This is a genomic window from Alcaligenes endophyticus (assembly GCF_026344035.1).
In the GTDB taxonomy this organism is placed as follows: Bacteria; Pseudomonadota; Gammaproteobacteria; order Burkholderiales; family Burkholderiaceae_B; genus Alcaligenes; species Alcaligenes endophyticus.
Genome location: NZ_JAPKND010000011.1, coordinates 25753 through 42518, shown reverse-complemented (window position 1 = coordinate 42518; position 16766 = coordinate 25753). Strand labels below are relative to the sequence as shown.

The window sequence follows — 16766 nt, the reverse complement described above, 5'->3', positions numbered from 1 at the left end:
ATGAACTCGGCCCACACGGCCTTCAGTTTGACACATCGGTGGGGCGAAGGCTCTGTGGCCTTACGCCCTTTTTTTTACAACTCTATAAAGTGACTTTATGGACTGGTTAAGCTATAGCCCCTTACTGCTAGAAGGCGCATGGGTAACGGTCAAACTCACCATTTACTCAACCATATTGGGGGCCTTCTTTGCATTTGCTTTTGGTATCGGTAAGTTATCTCGTATTTTGCCGATTAGAGCATTAGCTATTACGTTTATTGAAGTGTTTCGCGGCACCTCCTTATTAGTCCAACTGTTTTGGCTTTATTTTGCCCTCCCCCTGCTGGGCGAAATGTTAGGTTTTGATTGGCGCCTACCCCCTGTATTAGCGGGCACACTAGCCTTATCACTCAATATTGGGGCCTACGGAGCCGAGGTGGTGCGGGGGGCGCTTCAAGCCGTTCCTCCGTCGCAACTAGAGGCTGCTAAAGCCCTAGACTTTACTGAATCGCAAACACTCTGGCGCATTTCTATTCCTCAAGCGATCCCAGAAATGATGCCTAGTTTCGGTAACTTAGCCGTACAAAACTTAAAAGACACGGCCCTAGTCTCTTTGATCAGCCTGACCGATCTCGCCTTTCGGGCTGAACAGATTCGTAACTACACCCAAGACAGCACCACGGTGTACACCTTATTGCTCTGCATGTACTTCGGCATGGCGCTAGTCTTGACCGCCATCATGAAAATACTGGAGCGCTACACAAGCCGTTGGCGCGCTGGGAGGGCATAAGAATGTTATTTGGCATCGCATGGGACACGAGCAGCAATCTTGCTTTTGCATGGTCCATATTACCCATCTTGCTAATAGGCATGGGAGTCACCTTACAAGCAACGGTTGTGGGTTTTTTTGTAGCCGCGGTATTGGGCTTGCTATTAGCAGGGTTGAAAAGCGTAAGGCTCAAAATAGTGGCTTGGCCGGCTCGCTTCATAACGGAATTCATCCGAGACACTCCCTTATTAGTACAACTTTTCTTTCTTTATTACGTACTTCCAGATTATGGCATTGTGTTACCTGCCTTTTTAACCGGAGCCCTAGCATTAGGTATCCAATACAGTGCGTATTTATCCGAGGTATATAGAGCCGGCCTTGAGTCAGTCACGCCCGGTCAAACGGAAGCAGCGCGCTCCTTAGATTTGTCACCTTTACGTATTTTCACCACTATCGTGTTGCCACAAGCGATTCCTCGTATTATTCCTGCGATGGGTAATTACCTGGTATCCATTATGAAAGACGTTCCCGTCTTATCCGTCGTAGCTGTATTAGAAATGTTGAATGTCGCCCGTATTATTGGCGACCGGACTTTTAATTACCTTATCCCGCTATCTATGGTCGGTGCGCTTTACCTCATCTTGACCTTAGTGGCGTCAGCGGCCATACGCCGCTTGGATATGAAACTTCCAAAAGAAGGAATCCCCTTACGATGAATCAGGCCAGTACTTCTCCCCCTATTATTGAATTCAAAGACGTCACCAAACGCTTTGGCGCGGTAACCGTCCTCGATAAACTTAACTTCGATGTCCGTAAAGGCGAAAAAGTTACTATTATCGGCCCCTCCGGCTCAGGCAAGTCTACGGTGCTACGCATACTCATGACCTTAGAAGACATTGACGAAGGATTTATCAGTGTTGCCGGTAAACCTTTATGGCATGAAGAAAGAAATGGCACGCTGATACCTGCTAGTGAAGCTCACTTACGGGCTATGCGTAAAGAAATGGGCATGGTGTTTCAGCAATTCAACTTATTCCCGCACATGTCCGTCACGAGAAACGTGACCGAAGCCCCTGTGCAAGTGCTGGGCTTAAGTAAAGCCGAGGCAAAAGAGCGGGCAGCGTACTACTTAGACTTAGTCGGGATGACTGATCAAGCGGACAAATTCCCCAGTCAACTGTCGGGCGGTCAACAGCAGCGTGTAGGCATTGCGCGCGCCTTAGCCATGCGCCCCAACATCATGCTATTTGATGAGCCTACCTCGGCTTTGGATCCCGAGCTAGTCGGTGAAGTGCTCAGCGTCATTCAGCGCCTTTCCGAAGAGCACGACTTAACCATGTTATTGGTGACACACGAAATGCAATTTGCCAAAGAGATCTCTGATCGCGTGTGCTTCTTTGACAAAGGCGTTGTGGTGGAATCGGGGCCACCTGAACAATTACTGACCCAGCCACAAGAAATACGAACCCAAGAGTTTTTAAGCAGCTTCATTAAGAACGGCAACTAACTCGTTTCATAAAATAAAAACAGCGCTATTTTTTAGAAATAGCGCTGTTTCTGTTTTACCTAGTAGCTAGATTTACTCTACCAAGAAGCTACTACCTAAAGGCTGTAAAGGCTCAAAGGATTCACGCGTCGCGATGTATTCGGGTCGTGGAGCCAATCCATCACGCGGTTCCCCCAAGGTATTTTCCATACTGTTATACACGAAAAACGCATTCGCCCTTGGCCAAGGCGATATATTTCCGCTTGAACCATGCATGGTGTTGCACTCAAAGAAAATCACCGAACCCGCTTTAGCAGTCACCGCTTCAATCCCACCCTGTTCGACTAGCAGTTTTAAGCTTAACTCGTCCGGCACCCCAGTTTCCTGCTGTTTTAAGGAGTGCTTATAGTTATGTTCAGGGGTCTCACCCGCACACGCAATAAACTGTCTGTGTGAACCAGGCACCAACATTAAAGGGCCATTACACGCATTGTTATCCGTTAACAAAATAGAGCAGCTTACCGCGCGCATACTGGGCATACCGTCTTCCACATGCCAAGTTTCAAAGTCTGAATGCCAATAAAACTCTTTACCATTAAAGCCTGGCTTCATATTGATACGTGACTGATGCAAGTAAACCTCAGACCCTAACACTTGCCGTGCCACGTGGATGACCCGCGGGTCACGAGCCAGCTTGCCCAGCAAAGGGTTCAGCTTATGGACTTTAAAAATCGAACGCAAAGCAAGGCTATCTGGTTCAGTAATCGCCTCATCACGACCGAGCAAGCCCCTGTCGGCAGACATGGTCGTTAACTCGTCCAACAAAGCCTGTACCTCACGCGCGTTAAAAAGCTCAGGCAACACCACAAAACCATTGCGCTCGTAATCGCTTAATTGCTGGGCGCTTAAGGCATCCGCATAGTGTCCCTCACCATACACTACAGGCTCACGACGAGTAATAATCGCCGCCTCCTGAACCTCCCCACGCGAAGCATAGGGGTCATGCATCAAAGTAATAGACATTGCTTACTCCTTTACTTCTTTTACGACTAGATCGTAGAGCTCAGTTCATCATGGACTAGAGGATAAACACCCTCTTCGTTATGAACTTCATTTCCTGTTAAGGGCGGATTGAAGACGCAAATTACCCGCAAAGGCTCTTTGCCCCCACGTAGCCAATGCTCATCGTGCTCGTTCAAGGCATATACCACCCCAGGGCCTAACGCATACTTTTTACCGTCGGCGATGGTCTCAATCTCACCATCTCCTTCTATGCACCATACCGCCTCAAGATGATTCTGATAATGAATATGTGTTTCGGTGCCAGGAAAAATGGTGGTCTCATGAAATGAAAAACCCATGCCATCTTTTTTTAACAAAACTCGACGGCTCACCCAGTTATCTGTCCGGATTTCATCTTTAGTACCAATTACGTCTTTCAGATTTTTAACTATCATTAACGTGCTCCTCCTATTTTTACTACTCGCGCTTTGTGACCACGCTCTGCTAAGCATTGCGCCAAGCTGGCCTCGATAACATGCAAGCCGCGAGTTAACTGCTCGGGCTCAATGGTGAGCGCAGGCAAAACTTTTAACACTTCATCGTGAGAGCCCGAGGTTTCAATCACCAAACCTTGCTCAAAAGCTTTCGCCGCGATGCGATTGGCCAACCCTTCACCTGGGGTAGTCACCAAACCCTGAATCAAACCCCGGCCTCGTACACTCAGGCCCGCTTGCGGAAAGCTTTGCACTATGTTTTCCAGCCAGTCTCGTACTAGCTGCTCTTTTTTCTGAATTTGTTGTGTGAACTGGGCGTCGCTCCAGTAACTTTCCAAGGCTTGACTCGCAGTGACAAAAGCTAAATTATTGCCGCGGAATGTTCCGCTGTGCTCACCGGGTTTCCAAGTATCCAACTCAGGTTTGAACAGCACCAAGGACATCGGCAAACCAAAACCTGATAAAGATTTGGAAAGGGTAATGATGTCGGGTTGAATCCCCGCCTGCTCAAAACTGAAGAAAGTACCTGTGCGACCGCAGCCGACTTGAATATCGTCCACGATCAGTAACATATCGTGCTCGCGGCACAAACGCTGTAATTCGCGCAACCAACGCTGGGTGGCTACATTCACGCCACCTTCACCTTGCACGGTCTCAACAATTACCGCAGCAGGATGATCTAGCCCACTGCTAGGATCCTCGAGCATGCGTTCGAGATAAGCCATGGTATTGACATCAGGACCAAAATATCCGTCGTAGGGGATAAAGCTCGTGCTATTTAGCGCTAAGCCTGCCGCGTTACGAAACTTCGCGTTGGCTGTGGTCGCTAGTGACCCCATGCTTACGCCATGAAAGCCGTGAGTAAAAGAAATAATGTTTTGGCGCCCTTTTACCTTACGGGCCAGCTTAAGCGCTGCCTCTACCGCATTGGTGCCAGTAGGGCCTGTAAATTGCAACTTGTAGTTCCAGTTGCGAGGCTTGAGCAATAAACGATCTACGGTTTCTAAAAACTGCTTTTTTGCACTCGTGGCCATATCTAGGCCATGTACTAAGCCGTCCGTGTTCAAGTACTCGATTAAGCGACTTTTTAAAACGGGGTTGTTATGACCATAATTAAGGGTGCCAGCACCACTAAAAAAGTCTACGTATTCCCTGCCATGCTCATCTTCTAATACTGAGCCTCTGGCTTTTTTAAACACCACAGGGAACGACCGGATATAGCCTCTAACTTCCGACTCCATCCGGTCAAATATTTTTAAATCTGTCATCTTTCCTCTCCTGGTTGCAAAACATACAGCATCCAAGCTATTACGCTAGGAGCAGGCAGCCATATGCTTTCTCGAGTTATGGCGCCCCAGTTACGCTGTTATGCGAACGAAGGGACCCATTCTTAATAAAGGCTCGCTTGGATGATCCTGCTCTCCAAACGCACTTTGCTCAAAAAACTCTGACTCTTGCAACGACACCGCGTGATCCTGAGCCAAGGACTCAAACATGCGACGTGATGCCTGATTATCTGGACTGACAGTGGTCTCAATGAACTGCACATCAGCGACATGTTCTAGCAAGTACTGCAACATGCGTTGACCCAAACCACTGCCACGAGCACGTTCATGCACGGCAACTTGCCAAACAAACAAGGTGTTTGGTTTTTCGGGAAGACGATAGGCTGAGATAAATCCGTCTACATCGTGCTCTCTGGCGGCAACCACGCAGGTGCCAGAGAAATGCTCGCAGAGCAATAAGTAAACATAGACAGAATTAAGATCAAGCGGCGGACACGCCGCTATCAGTTGATGGATGGCATAGCCATCCTGTAGACCGGGGGTGCGTAATACCCATGGGTCAGGCTCAGCAACCTCCCCGGCTGTGGCATTATTTTTCTCAGCTTTACTGGGAATAAATAGATATCTCACACAACTAACCCAGACTCCGGCGGGACGGAGCCTTCCGGGACCTCCAATATAGGTGAAACCAAATCAGTGGTTTCTTGCAAAGTTTCCGCATCGGAGTCCAGAAAACTCACGATGCGCTCCAAAGCCATCGTCATAGTGGCTTGTTCTAACTCAGGTAGATTTTTTAACGAATCTGCCAGCTTTTTTTGCAATGGTGAAGGCGTTTCTTGCGCTAACACGACACCCGCCTCAGTGGCAGTAATAAATACGATGCGCCTATCCTCACGCCCTCGTTCGCGCAAAATTAATTGCTTGTCTTCAAGGCGATCCAAAATACCTACTACGGTACTGGGACTGACGTGCATTTCACGACTAATGGCAGTGGCCGTCAGCGGCCCCTTCTCGATAACGGTGCGTAAGCAAATGAGCTGAGGCGCCGTAATATTGCTATACGAGGACAACTGCCTCGAGTGCAGGGCAATCGAACGAGTTATCTGCCGTAAAGCACGCAAAATGCGTAAGTCATAATCCATATTTTGATTCATCATTAATTAGCCAACCAAATTAGTTCAGCCAAATTCATTGCTACTCAAATGATATGCTCGCGAATGATTTTAGTCAAACTTCAAAAAGTAAAAAAGTTTACAAAAAAGCCCTGCTCAAAGCAGGGCTGGCTCGGCGTGCTAAAGGTGATCCCTTAGGCTGTTCCGCCCACCGTCAAACCTTCCATGCGCACTGTTGGCATGCCTACCCCTACAGGGACACTTTGCCCCTCCTTGCCACAGGTACCTACCCCTGAATCCAGACGCATGTCGTTACCTATCATCGTTACTTGATTCATGGCCTCTGGACCATTTCCAATTAAGGTAGCACCCTTCACCGGATACATGAGCTTACCATTTTCAATCATCCAGGCCTCGGAGGCCGAGAAAACGAACTTACCACTGGTGATATCTACTTGGCCGCCGCCAAAGTCCACCGCATACAAACCTTTTTTCACCGATGCGATGATCTCTTGTGGATCTGTATCCCCACCTAGCATAAAAGTATTCGTCATGCGAGGCATAGGTAGGCAGGCATAGGATTCCCGTCTACCGTTACCTGTCGAGCGCGTCTTCATTAGGCGAGCATTATGCTTATCTTGCAAATAAGCACGCAATATTCCATCTTCAATCAAGACCGTACTTTGAGTGGGCGTACCTTCATCATCCACATTCAGTGAACCACGGCGCTGAGCCAAGGTGCCGTCGTCAATGACCGTTACCCCTGGCGAAGCGACTCGCTCGCCAATGCGGCCACTAAATATACTACTGCCGCGGCGATTGAAATCGCCTTCCAACCCGTGTCCCACCGCCTCATGGAGCATGATGCCGGGCCAGCCAGATCCTAAAACCACCGTCATTTCGCCCGCTGGAGCAGGACGTGCCTCTAGGTTAACGGATGCTGCGTGAATCGCTTTGTCAACGTAACTGCGCAGCAATTCATCATCAAAATAAGACAAGTTTACACGTCCACCGCCCGAGGCATAGCCCCGCTCTCGGCGCCCATCCTTTTCCATAATCAGCGACAAAGACAACTGCACCAACGGCCGCACATCAGCTACTAGTCGTCCGTCGCTGCCGGCGATTAACACGACATCGTACTCAGCCCCTAAACTTGCCATCACTTGAATAACACGTGAGTCAGCGGCACGGGCCATGGTATCTAGACGGGTCAGCAAAGCGACCTTCTCATTCGCATCTAAACTAGCGATGGGGTCCAAACCTGTATATAAAGAGGGCTTATTACTTTGCCAAGGCGTCAAAATTTTTTGTTTTGCTTGACCACCTTGACTAGCAATAGAGCGCACGACTCGAGCTGAGGAAAGCAAAGCATCCAGTTGTAAGCTATCTGAATAAGCAAAGGCTGTTTTTTCCCCACTTAAGGCACGCACGCCCACACCCTGCTCGATAGAAAAACTACCCGTTTTAACCATACCCTCATCGAGGCTCCAGCCTTCCGAGCGAGTGTATTGAAAGTAAAGGTCTGCATAATCGGCCTTGTGGACAAAAATTTCGTCTAAAGCCATGCCTAGGTGTGACTCATCCAAGCCCCAAGGCTCTAATAACAAGCCACGAGCCGTTGCTAAAGCATCTATCGTGGGGTCAAGCACATTCATATGTTTTCCTAAACGCTGCTAAAGGTACTTCAGGCCCTAGAGGGCACCGAAGGCAGAAAGGTATTATAAAATCAAAAATCAAAATAGATTAAAACAAAAATCAGGCTGCTTCAGGCCTCTTTGAGCTCGCTCATAAAAGCAAACCAGCAATATCAAAATGAGAAAGAGACCTTCTGTGGAAGGATTACGCCAATCTCGGGATTATTAAAACTAGGTTACACAAGAACAACACTAACCCTGTTACTCTAAGCCACCTGACATTACAACTATCCCCCAAGCTAAACTTTCATTAGAATAAACATCCAGTGCAAACCACCGAGTATTAACATCCTAATCTCGACGAAAACACCAAGCGCACAAGGCTATGTTGGTAATGGAAACAAAATAATTCGTTTCAGCACTTATTATTTTTTAAAAACAGAAGTAAAATCATAAATACAAGATAAATCGCAATAAAGTTTATTACGATTGACTCAATAAAATCACAAACCAAACAGGAAAAACGAACAATGGAAACTTACTCTACGGCAAAACAGAAAATCGAGAAAGAAATTTTGCGCCTACAACGCCAAATGAAAACTTTGAAAGTTAAACAGCGTCGCCCTATCATTACTTCGATCGTACGCTCCATGCAGGACAACGAAATTACCATCGAAGAGCTTACGCAGGCCCTAGAAAGCACCAAAAAACGAGGTGCTAAAGGTGTGAGTCAGTCCAAGTCCGTACTTCCTCCAAAATACCGTAATCCTGCTACAGGTGACACCTGGACTGGGCGTGGTCGTCCACCACGTTGGATTCTCGATGCTGATGCTGCTGGCAAAGAGCGTGACTCTTTCCTAATTAAATAAGTCAGATCTAAGCAAGGATAAAAGCCGTCATTTATTGACGGCTTTTTTGGTAGGTGATATCAATCACCTGTCCGTTATTACCTGGAAAGTCATCGAACACTGCGCGGGTCAAATAAGGCATTTGCAGTGTTAAATTATCACTTTCGCTATAGCTAACTGCCTGCGCACGATAAACTTCCTTATCTTCCTGTGTCTGATCTTTAATTATAACGGTTAAACTATTTTTATATGCCTGCACCGGAACATTGACCACCGGCGGAGGCGAGTAAAATAAACCGCCTGCCCATCCATCATTCATTCCGTAATAACCGCCTCCCCAGCCCCATGGTCCATACACGGAATCTCGGTAGCGCTCGACCCAACGTTGCTCTACTGTGGCGCCATAATCAAAATTAACCGCAAAACGTGCGGCGCTTAAATTTTGTGCCTCGACCAAACCAGTTGATCCGATAGAAGCGCGTATCATATCTGCAAAAGCCAAATACTCAAGATTATTAGCCTGAGTTGGGTTTGCCTGGATAGAGTAAGTGGCCCCCATCGTATCGGCCGGCCATTGTTGAAACCGTGTCAGCTTGGCCGACCAGCTAGGCGCTGCACAGGCCGTTAAAAAGGCCAAACTTACCAACACTCCGAAGCGAAACGCCCGTACAAAAGCATGATCTTGCCGCTGATTACATGTATTCATGTGTCAACCTTTATGCCCTATAGGGCCTAAAACGTGATGTTGATTAAGACCCAAAAAACGAATCGAAGTTCCACCCAATAACGTAGACTCCATACTAACCAGTACAATAAACCTGTTTAGCCCTTTAGTCATGAGTATCCCTATGCGCACCGACTCTCCAGTCACTATTTCTCGTTACGACTATCAACCTTACCCCTACGACATCCAAGCGGTCGAGCTACAGTTTGATTTAGACTCCGAATCTAGCCAAGTACTCATTCGCTTTGAGGCTCACAGCAAAGGGCCAACGCCCACGCCATTAATACTAGATGGTGAGGAGCTTAAGCTACTGAGCGTCTCTTTAAATGGGGTACTGCTACCTACCACCGACTTTAAAGCAGAAGAAAACAGCTTAACTTTATACCCTAAGCAAACAAAAAATATTGTAGAAATCGTCAGCGTTTGCAAACCCGCTTTAAATACTACGCTCATGGGGCTTTATGTTTCAGGGGCACATTTATTTACTCAGTGTGAAGCTCAGGGATTTAGACGCATCGCCTACTTTCCGGATCGCCCTGACGTTATGGCGACGTATAAAGTGGTGCTACGCGCTAAGAAGGCACACTATCCCATTCTACTTTCGAATGGTAATTTACTCGCAAGCGAAGATCTTGAGGCCGGTTATCACCAAGCTATTTGGGAAGACCCCTTCCCTAAGCCTAGCTACCTATTTGCCTTAGTAGCGGGTGATTTTGATGTACGTAGCAAAGAAATTCAAAAAGCAAGCGGTGCCAAAGCCCTATTACAGGTTTACAGTGACAAAGGCGACTACGCCAACACTGAATGGGCCATGCAATGCCTAGAAAACTCGGTGCGTTGGGATGAGCAGCGTTTTGGCTTAGAACTCGATTTAGATCGTTTTATGATTGTTGCTGCGCATGACTTCAATATGGGTGCCATGGAAAATAAAGGGCTCAATATATTTAACGCCGCTTATGTCCTGGCCCATCCTAGCACCACCACAGATAGTAGCTATCAAGCCATAGAAGCCGTTATTGGCCATGAGTACTTTCATAATTGGACAGGTAATAGGGTCACATGCAAAGATTGGTTCCAGTTATCACTCAAGGAAGGCCTCACCGTATTTCGCGATCAAGAGTTCTCAGCCGATATGCAGGCACAAGGATTAGACGGTGTCGAAGCGCTTAGCGCACGAGCCGTCAAACGCATCGACGATGTCAGTATTTTACGCAGTGCCCAATTTCCTGAAGATGCCGGCCCTATGGCCCACCCCATCCGGCCAGAAAGTTACGAAGAAATTAGTAACTTTTACACCGCCACCATTTATGAAAAGGGGGCTGAAGTTATACGCATGCTGCATACCCTGCTAGGAGAGCAAGATTTCCAGGCGGGTATGCGCGAATATTTTGCTCGCCATGATGGCCAAGCCGTTAGCTGCGATGACTTTCTTGATGCCCTAGACACCATTTATCGTCAACGCGGACCAGAATATACTCTGGAAACTTTCCGCCGCTGGTACGAACAAGCGGGCACCCCTACCGTGGCGGTGCAGTTGGACTACGATGAGACTCAACGCTCAGCCACGGTAACCCTGACACAGCGCAATCCTGCTGTGGGTATAGAGACTCGCCATGCGCATGAAAAACCGCCTCTTCATATTCCATTCCGTTTAGGAATGCTCAACGCTCAAGGCCAAACACAAGCTTTCAGCCTGGATGGGCAAACGCACACCGACGTGATTTTGAATCTGCAGCAGTCATCCCAAAGCTGGCACCTAAGCGACCTACGTGAGCGACCTGTGCTTTCTTTACTACGCCAGTTTTCAGCACCGATAAAAGTCGAGTATTACCGTAGCGATGCTGAACTATCACTCTTAGCCCAGCACGACCCAGAGCCCTTCGCCCGCTGGGAAGCCATGCAACTGCTGCTCACCCGCCACTTACTGGCCGCTGAACACTCAGCGCGCCAAAACAGGCCTGTGCTCCTGCAAACCTTTTTGGCACTTATCCAAGATAAAACACTTAGCCCTGCTTATCTGGCGCGGATACTTAGTTTACCTAGCGAACGTGAGCTATTAGAACAAACTCGCCCCATGAATCCACAACGTGTGGTGCAAGCCAAACGAACACTACAGCAGGATTTGGGCCTAGGTTTAGCCCCTTACTGGCAAGAGCTGTATCAATACCATCAGCAATCGGGGGCCTACCAATCAGATGCTTTATCTGCAGGAAAACGAGCCTTAAAAAACTTGGCATTAAACTATCTCGCCGCAGCAGGAGTAAGCACGGCATTGCAACTGGCGCTACGTCAATTTAACGATGCCAACAATATGACAGACCAACTAGCAGCCCTGAGTGTGCTAGTACACTACGCCCCGCCAGAGCACAAACAAGCAGCCCTAGAACAGTTTTACACTCAATGGCAACATAAACCGTTAGTGATAGATCGCTGGTTTAGCTTACAAGCTTGCGCACCGGACACGGACACTGAGAAAGTACGTGGATTGATGCTACACCCTGCCTTTACCCTGCGTAACCCCAATCGAGCACGTAGCCTCATTTTTCAATTCTGCATCAATAATCTAGGTGCTGTGCATACCCAGGCTGGTTACTCTTTCTGGGCTGAGCAAGTGCTCGCGCTGGATAAGCTAAACCCTGAAATTGCCGCGCGACTGGCCCGTGTATTTGATAACTGGGCGCGCTTTGAGCTTCCTATACAAAGCGAATTAAAAGCTGCGCTAGAACATATAGCTGCGCAAACACAGCTCTCTGCCAATGTGCGCGAAATCATACTGAAAGCATTAACTCTTTAAAAAACCGGAGTCTTACTTGAAGAAGAATCTTACTCAATACCTCGTTGAGCAACAACGTACGAAAGGCACGGTTACCGCCGATGTACGCTTGCTACTCGAAACAGTTGCCAGAGCATGCAAAGCCATTGGACACGCCGTCAGCAAAGGGGCATTAGGTGGCGTACTAGGTAGCTTGGAAAGCGAAAACGTCCAAGGCGAAGTGCAAAAGAAACTCGATGTACTGTCAAATGAAATTCTCTTAGAAGCCAATGAGTGGGGGGGCAATCTGGCCGCCATGGCTTCCGAGGAAATGGATACCCTACATCGCATTCCTGAGTACTATCCCAAGGGCGACAACCTTTTACTGTTCGATCCTTTAGACGGCTCATCCAACATTGATGTCAACGTTTCCATCGGAACGATTTTCTCAGTGCTGCAAGTTCCCGAAGAGGCCCGTCAACGCGACATTCAAGAAATTGATTTCTTGCAAGCCGGTTACAAACAAGTGGCAGCGGGCTATGCAGTGTATGGCCCCCAAACTATGCTGATCTTGACCGTAGGCGACGGGGTGGCTTCCTTTACCTTAGATAAAGAAATGGGTTCTTGGGTGCTGACCAGCGAACGTCTGTGTATTCCCGAAGACACTGCTGAGTTTGCCATCAACATGTCCAATATGCGTCATTGGGAGCCACCCGTAAAACGCTATATCGATGACTGCCTACAAGGCGTAGAAGGGCCTTTAGGCAAAAACTACAATATGCGCTGGATTGCCTCAATGGTAGCGGATGTGCACCGCATTCTGACGCGTGGAGGTGTATTCATGTACCCACGGGATAAACGCGCCTCGGTACGCGAAGGCAAACTACGTTTGATGTACGAAGCCAACCCCATGAGCATGCTAGTGGAACAAGCAGGCGGCATGTCCATTGACGGTGTGCAACGTATACTTGATATACAGCCCACAGGCTTACATCAACGCGTAGGTGTTATTTTAGGTTCAAAGAACGAAGTGGCGCGGGTACTCAAGTATCACACTGCTGACACAAACTAAGTTGTTCCCCCCATCAATTTCTTAGTTTGATGGGGGCTGCTATACACCCGGGGCATCAATCCAAAGTAAGCACTGTAGAACCTGTTGTGCGTCGTGCCGCCAACTCAGCATGAGCCTGTGCAACGTCTTCCCAAGCAAAACGTTGACCAATTTGCACTTCAATATCACCGTTCAGCACCAATCCAAATAACTCCTTACTGGCTGCCAACATGTCCGCTAAAGTAGGAACATAAGCGGCTAACATGGGTCGGGTCACATACAAAGATCCCTTTTGAGCCAATATACCCAGATTTACGCCCGTCACGGGGCCCGAGGCGTTGCCAAAACTGACCAATAAACCGCGAGCCTGCAAACAATCCAACGACTGCTCCCAAGTATCTTTACCCACACCGTCATACACTACCGACACTTTTTCCCCTTGAGTGAGCTCTTTGACGCGTTCTACTACATCCTCACGGCTGTAGTCGATCACCTCCCAAGCCCCCAGCCGCTTGGCCAAGGCTATTTTTTCTCCACTAGAGGCGGTACCAATAAGACGAGCACCTAAGGTGCGTGCCCATTGACAAGCATACAAGCCCACTCCACCAGCCGCGGCATGAAATAAGATCGTTTCCCCTGCCTGAACCTCATGCACCTTACGTAGCAAATACCAGCATGTCAGCCCCTTTAACATTAACGCAGCAGCTTGCTCATAACTGATCTGATCGGGTAGGGGCACCACGCGATCGGCGGGCACATTATGAGCTTGCGCATAAGCCCCCAGCGGCGCTTGGCCATACGCCACCCTATCGCCAACTTTCACATGCCGCACCTCGCTTCCTACTGCTTCGACAACTCCTGCAGCCTCAAAGCCTAAGCCATGCGGTAGCGCGTTACTATATAAACCACTACGAAAATAAATATCAATAAAGTTCAGGCCGATTGCTTTATGCCTAACGGTGACCTCATGGGCATGGGGTGCAGCCAACTCGATTTGCTGGAATTGCAACACTTCGGGACCACCATGATGCTCAATGCGCACTGCTTTGACTGTTAGACTCATACTTTAACCCTTTACCTTAATAAAATTGATGATCCACTTACTCCAGAGCATTATTCTCTCTGCTATGAGCTAAGGGACGTCCGCATCCATGACACAACGCCAAGCTTTTATTGCTATTCATATTACCGCTGTACTGTTCGGTTTAACAGGTATCTTTGGCGAGCTCATACAGACCAGCGCTCTGCTTATTACCGCGGGCCGCGCGACCTTTGCCGTAGTGGCGCTTAGCCTGTCCCTGCGCTATCAAAGAACGGGGATATGTAAGGGTCTACACCTACGAGATTACCCTTCGCTGCTACTGGCTGCTCTCATGCTGGCCATTCACTGGGGCACCTTTTTTTATGCCGTAAAAGTCGCCGGTGTGGCCATTGCCACCCTAGGGTTCGCCAGCTTTCCTGCCTTTATCACTCTGGGCGAGTGGGCTCTTAAAGACCGAGTCAGCCGTTTTGAATGGCTGGTTTTGGGTTTGGTCACCTTAGGTTTAGTGCTAGTGACGCCTAGCTTTAACTTTGCCGATCAATCGACTATCGGGTTGGCATGGGCGGTGCTGTCAGGCTTTACCTTTGCTATGTTTACACTCATTAACCGTAAGGCTGCCAAACAGTTACCTGCACAGCAGGTAGCGTGGTGGGAAAATCTCTTCGTCGCGTTACTATGCTGGCCCTTTGCATGGGAATTCATTGGTCAAGCCAGTGGGCTAGACTGGTTTTGGATCGCTTTACTAGGTGTATTCTGCACGGCGTTATCGCACTTTTTGTTGGTGGCTAGTTTAAGTGTGCTCAACGCACGCAGTGCCGGAATTGTCATCGCCCTAGAGCCGGTTTACGCTATTACTTTTGCCGCTATTTTATTTGCACAATACCCTAGCTTGCGTATGATTATAGGGGGCGTCATTATGGTGAGCGCTATTTGCTGGGCGGGCATACGAACACGTCAAGCCAAACCCAGCTAAGCCTACAACTGCCGTCACCAGAACAGACTCTGGCATACCTTTATACGCAGCGTTTATTTACTGCGCAACAACGAGCCTAATACCCCACGCACCAACTTACTTGCCATTCGCCGAGCCTCAGTTTTTAACGTCGCCTGCACTAAGCCATCACGCCGTCCGCCTCGGGGGCCCGTTGAGCCTAATAAAAAGTCATTGACTATGCCTAGCACACCCTCTTGCTTGTTTTGATCTTTGGCGACCTGCTGCGCTTGCTCCTGAGTGCGCTGCAACAACACCTCATAGGCAGACTCCCGGTCTATCGCTTGATCATACTTTCCTGTCAGGGTGGACAGGTTGCGTATTGACTGCCGTTCCAGTTCACTTGCAGGTCCAATACGACTACCTGGCGCTTGCATCCATACACGTTCAGTAGGCATTGGGCTACCTTTAGCATCTAGCATCGATACTAATGCCTCACCCACTCCCAACTCTGTAATGGCGGCCTCGACATCAAGGCCGGGGTTAGGACGCATCGTCTGCGCTGCACTGCGCACGGCCCGCTGATCTCGGGGGGTAAAAGCACGCAATGCATGTTGAATTCGATTCCCCAACTGCCCCAAGATAGTCTCAGGAATATCCAAGGGATTCTGAGTAATAAAATAAATACCAACGCCCTTAGAGCGGATCAAACGCACCACTTGCTCGACTTTTTCCACTAAAGCCTTGGGGGCTCCGGTAAAAAGCAAATGCGCCTCATCAAAGAAGAAGACTAAGCGCGGTTGGTCTACGTCGCCTACCTCGGGAAGACGCTCATAAAGCTCTGCCAACATCCATAAAGAAAAGGCGGCATAAAGCCTAGGGGCTTGCATCAAGCGTTCAGCCGCCAGAATATTAATCATCCCTCGACCTTGTGCGTCCGTACGCAACCAGTCCATGATATCCAACGCAGGCTCACCAAAAAACTGTTCCGCCCCTTCACTTTCTAAACGCAGCAAGGCCCGCTGTATCGCTCCCACCGAGGCCGCGGCAATATTGCCATAGCGTGGCCGTAATTCGGTCGCCCGATCGGCCACGTGCTGCAGCATCGCCCGCAAGTCTTTCAGATCAAGCACTAATTGCCCTTCATCGTCAGCTACTTTGAACACGATGCTCAATACACCTTGCTGCGTGTCGTTAAGCTCCAACATACGGGCCAACAATAATGGCCCCATATCTGACACCGTCACACGAACAGGATGCCCTTGCTGCGCAAATACGTCCCAAAACGTCACTGGGTTTGCCCCCCATACAGGCTCTGGGAGATGGAGCTTTTCAAGTCGCTCCAACAACTTAGGACTTGGATCACCCGATTGAGAGACTCCGCTTAAGTCACCTTTGGCATCGGCCATAAACACTGCCGTTCCCATACGCGAAAACTGCTCTGCCAACACTTGCAGGCTAACCGTTTTACCCGTTCCTGTTGCCCCAGTGATACAGCCGTGCCGATTGGCCATCGCCGGTAAGAGGTAAACATCGTGTTGTGCGCTGCGAGCTATAGAAATAGGGTTCACCATGCCAGTATCACTTTAAAATGAATGCTAAGAATAGATTGAATTCTAGCCACTTTAGCCGCTACTCGGGACTTATGTCACAGAC

16 protein-coding genes are annotated in these 16766 nt (G+C 48.7%); 7 read left to right on the top strand and 9 right to left on the bottom strand.

Annotated elements, in window-relative coordinates:
* The first annotated feature begins 97 nt into the window (after positions 1-97).
* Genes ehuC through ehuA form a run of 3 tightly spaced genes read left to right on the top strand, consistent with a single transcriptional unit; the run spans position 98 to position 2255 of the window.
* On the top strand, positions 98-769 hold the full coding sequence (gene ehuC / locus OSH01_RS15685) for an ectoine/hydroxyectoine ABC transporter permease subunit EhuC (protein WP_266125075.1): 672 nt from the start codon (positions 98-100) through the stop codon (positions 767-769).
* A 2-nt stretch (positions 770-771) separates the two neighbouring features.
* Positions 772-1464 carry an ectoine/hydroxyectoine ABC transporter permease subunit EhuD gene (ehuD, locus tag OSH01_RS15680; protein WP_266125074.1) on the top strand — a complete coding sequence of 231 codons (693 nt, stop codon included), beginning with the start codon at positions 772-774 and terminating at the stop codon, positions 1462-1464.
* Positions 1461-2255: an ectoine/hydroxyectoine ABC transporter ATP-binding protein EhuA gene (gene ehuA / locus OSH01_RS15675; protein ID WP_266125073.1), complete on the top strand. Its 795-nt coding sequence runs from the start codon at positions 1461-1463 to the stop codon at positions 2253-2255. The genes ehuD and ehuA overlap by 4 nt, the downstream gene beginning before the upstream one ends.
* A gap of 72 nt (positions 2256-2327) precedes the next feature.
* Here ehuA and thpD read toward each other — a convergent pair whose 3' ends face one another.
* The 6 genes from thpD to tldD form a co-directional block, all read right to left on the bottom strand.
* The gene (gene thpD, locus OSH01_RS15670) at positions 2328-3257 is read right to left on the bottom strand and encodes an ectoine hydroxylase (RefSeq protein ID WP_290459115.1); all 930 of its coding nucleotides are present in this window, start codon (positions 3255-3257) and stop codon (positions 2328-2330) included.
* A 26-nt stretch (positions 3258-3283) separates the two neighbouring features.
* A complete protein-coding gene (locus OSH01_RS15665) occupies positions 3284-3691 on the bottom strand; it encodes an ectoine synthase (RefSeq protein ID WP_266125072.1) in 408 nt (135 codons plus the stop codon).
* Positions 3691-4998, bottom strand: coding sequence for a diaminobutyrate--2-oxoglutarate transaminase (ectB, locus tag OSH01_RS15660; protein WP_266125071.1), 1308 nt, complete (start codon positions 4996-4998; stop codon positions 3691-3693). Before ectB ends, OSH01_RS15665 begins: the two co-directional genes overlap by 1 nt.
* A 90-nt stretch (positions 4999-5088) precedes the next feature.
* Positions 5089-5646 carry a diaminobutyrate acetyltransferase gene (ectA, locus tag OSH01_RS15655; protein ID WP_266125070.1) on the bottom strand — a complete coding sequence of 186 codons (558 nt, stop codon included), beginning with the start codon at positions 5644-5646 and terminating at the stop codon, positions 5089-5091.
* Positions 5643-6173, bottom strand: a complete 531-nt coding sequence (locus OSH01_RS15650) for a MarR family winged helix-turn-helix transcriptional regulator (RefSeq protein ID WP_266125069.1) — start codon at positions 6171-6173, stop codon at positions 5643-5645. Before OSH01_RS15650 ends, ectA begins: the two co-directional genes overlap by 4 nt.
* A gap of 149 nt (positions 6174-6322) precedes the next feature.
* Entirely contained in the window at positions 6323-7783 is a 1461-nt protein-coding gene (gene tldD / locus OSH01_RS15645; protein ID WP_266125068.1) for a metalloprotease TldD, read from the bottom strand.
* A gap of 509 nt (positions 7784-8292) precedes the next feature.
* Here tldD and OSH01_RS15640 point away from each other — a divergent pair.
* Positions 8293-8631: an H-NS histone family protein gene (locus tag OSH01_RS15640; protein ID WP_266125067.1), complete on the top strand. Its 339-nt coding sequence runs from the start codon at positions 8293-8295 to the stop codon at positions 8629-8631.
* 31 nt (positions 8632-8662) lie between these two features.
* On the opposite strand, the gene OSH01_RS15635 is transcribed toward OSH01_RS15640, so the two are convergent.
* On the bottom strand, positions 8663-9316 hold the full coding sequence (locus tag OSH01_RS15635) for a DUF4136 domain-containing protein (protein WP_266125066.1): 654 nt from the start codon (positions 9314-9316) through the stop codon (positions 8663-8665).
* A 142-nt stretch (positions 9317-9458) separates the two neighbouring features.
* On the opposite strand from OSH01_RS15635, the gene pepN reads away from it, so the two are divergent.
* Both pepN and OSH01_RS15625 read left to right on the top strand, forming a co-directional pair.
* Positions 9459-12128 (top strand): aminopeptidase N, encoded by a 2670-nt coding sequence (gene pepN / locus OSH01_RS15630; protein WP_266125065.1) that lies wholly within the window; start codon positions 9459-9461, stop codon positions 12126-12128.
* Between the two features lie 16 nt (positions 12129-12144).
* Complete coding sequence (locus tag OSH01_RS15625; protein ID WP_266125064.1) at positions 12145-13158, top strand: class 1 fructose-bisphosphatase; 1014 nt, start codon at positions 12145-12147, stop codon at positions 13156-13158.
* A gap of 55 nt (positions 13159-13213) precedes the next feature.
* Here OSH01_RS15625 and OSH01_RS15620 read toward each other — a convergent pair whose 3' ends face one another.
* Positions 13214-14200: a quinone oxidoreductase family protein gene (locus OSH01_RS15620; RefSeq protein ID WP_266125063.1), complete on the bottom strand. Its 987-nt coding sequence runs from the start codon at positions 14198-14200 to the stop codon at positions 13214-13216.
* 88 nt (positions 14201-14288) lie between these two features.
* Here OSH01_RS15620 and OSH01_RS15615 point away from each other — a divergent pair, with 88 nt between their 5' ends.
* Positions 14289-15152 (top strand): DMT family transporter, encoded by an 864-nt coding sequence (locus OSH01_RS15615; protein WP_266125062.1) that lies wholly within the window; start codon positions 14289-14291, stop codon positions 15150-15152.
* Between the two features lie 53 nt (positions 15153-15205).
* On the opposite strand, the gene OSH01_RS15610 is transcribed toward OSH01_RS15615, so the two are convergent.
* The gene (locus tag OSH01_RS15610; protein WP_266125061.1) at positions 15206-16684 is read right to left on the bottom strand and encodes a helicase HerA-like domain-containing protein; all 1479 of its coding nucleotides are present in this window, start codon (positions 16682-16684) and stop codon (positions 15206-15208) included.
* Positions 16685-16766: the final 82 nt, after the last annotated feature.

Coding starts and splice junctions, on each gene's coding strand:
- OSH01_RS15615 (WP_266125062.1), top strand. CDS start 14,289: ATGACACAACGCCAAGCTTTTATTGCTATTCATATTACCGCTGTACTG.
- OSH01_RS15635 (WP_266125066.1), bottom strand. CDS start 9,316: ATGAATACATGTAATCAGCGGCAAGATCATGCTTTTGTACGGGCGTTT.
- ehuA (WP_266125073.1), top strand. CDS start 1,461: ATGAATCAGGCCAGTACTTCTCCCCCTATTATTGAATTCAAAGACGTC.
- tldD (WP_266125068.1), bottom strand. CDS start 7,783: ATGAATGTGCTTGACCCCACGATAGATGCTTTAGCAACGGCTCGTGGC.
- OSH01_RS15610 (WP_266125061.1), bottom strand. CDS start 16,684: ATGGTGAACCCTATTTCTATAGCTCGCAGCGCACAACACGATGTTTAC.
- OSH01_RS15640 (WP_266125067.1), top strand. CDS start 8,293: ATGGAAACTTACTCTACGGCAAAACAGAAAATCGAGAAAGAAATTTTG.
- ehuC (WP_266125075.1), top strand. CDS start 98: ATGGACTGGTTAAGCTATAGCCCCTTACTGCTAGAAGGCGCATGGGTA.
- thpD (WP_290459115.1), bottom strand. CDS start 3,257: ATGTCTATTACTTTGATGCATGACCCCTATGCTTCGCGTGGGGAGGTT.
- pepN (WP_266125065.1), top strand. CDS start 9,459: ATGCGCACCGACTCTCCAGTCACTATTTCTCGTTACGACTATCAACCT.
- ehuD (WP_266125074.1), top strand. CDS start 772: ATGTTATTTGGCATCGCATGGGACACGAGCAGCAATCTTGCTTTTGCA.
- OSH01_RS15620 (WP_266125063.1), bottom strand. CDS start 14,200: ATGAGTCTAACAGTCAAAGCAGTGCGCATTGAGCATCATGGTGGTCCC.
- OSH01_RS15665 (WP_266125072.1), bottom strand. CDS start 3,691: ATGATAGTTAAAAATCTGAAAGACGTAATTGGTACTAAAGATGAAATC.
- ectB (WP_266125071.1), bottom strand. CDS start 4,998: ATGACAGATTTAAAAATATTTGACCGGATGGAGTCGGAAGTTAGAGGC.
- OSH01_RS15650 (WP_266125069.1), bottom strand. CDS start 6,173: ATGATGAATCAAAATATGGATTATGACTTACGCATTTTGCGTGCTTTA.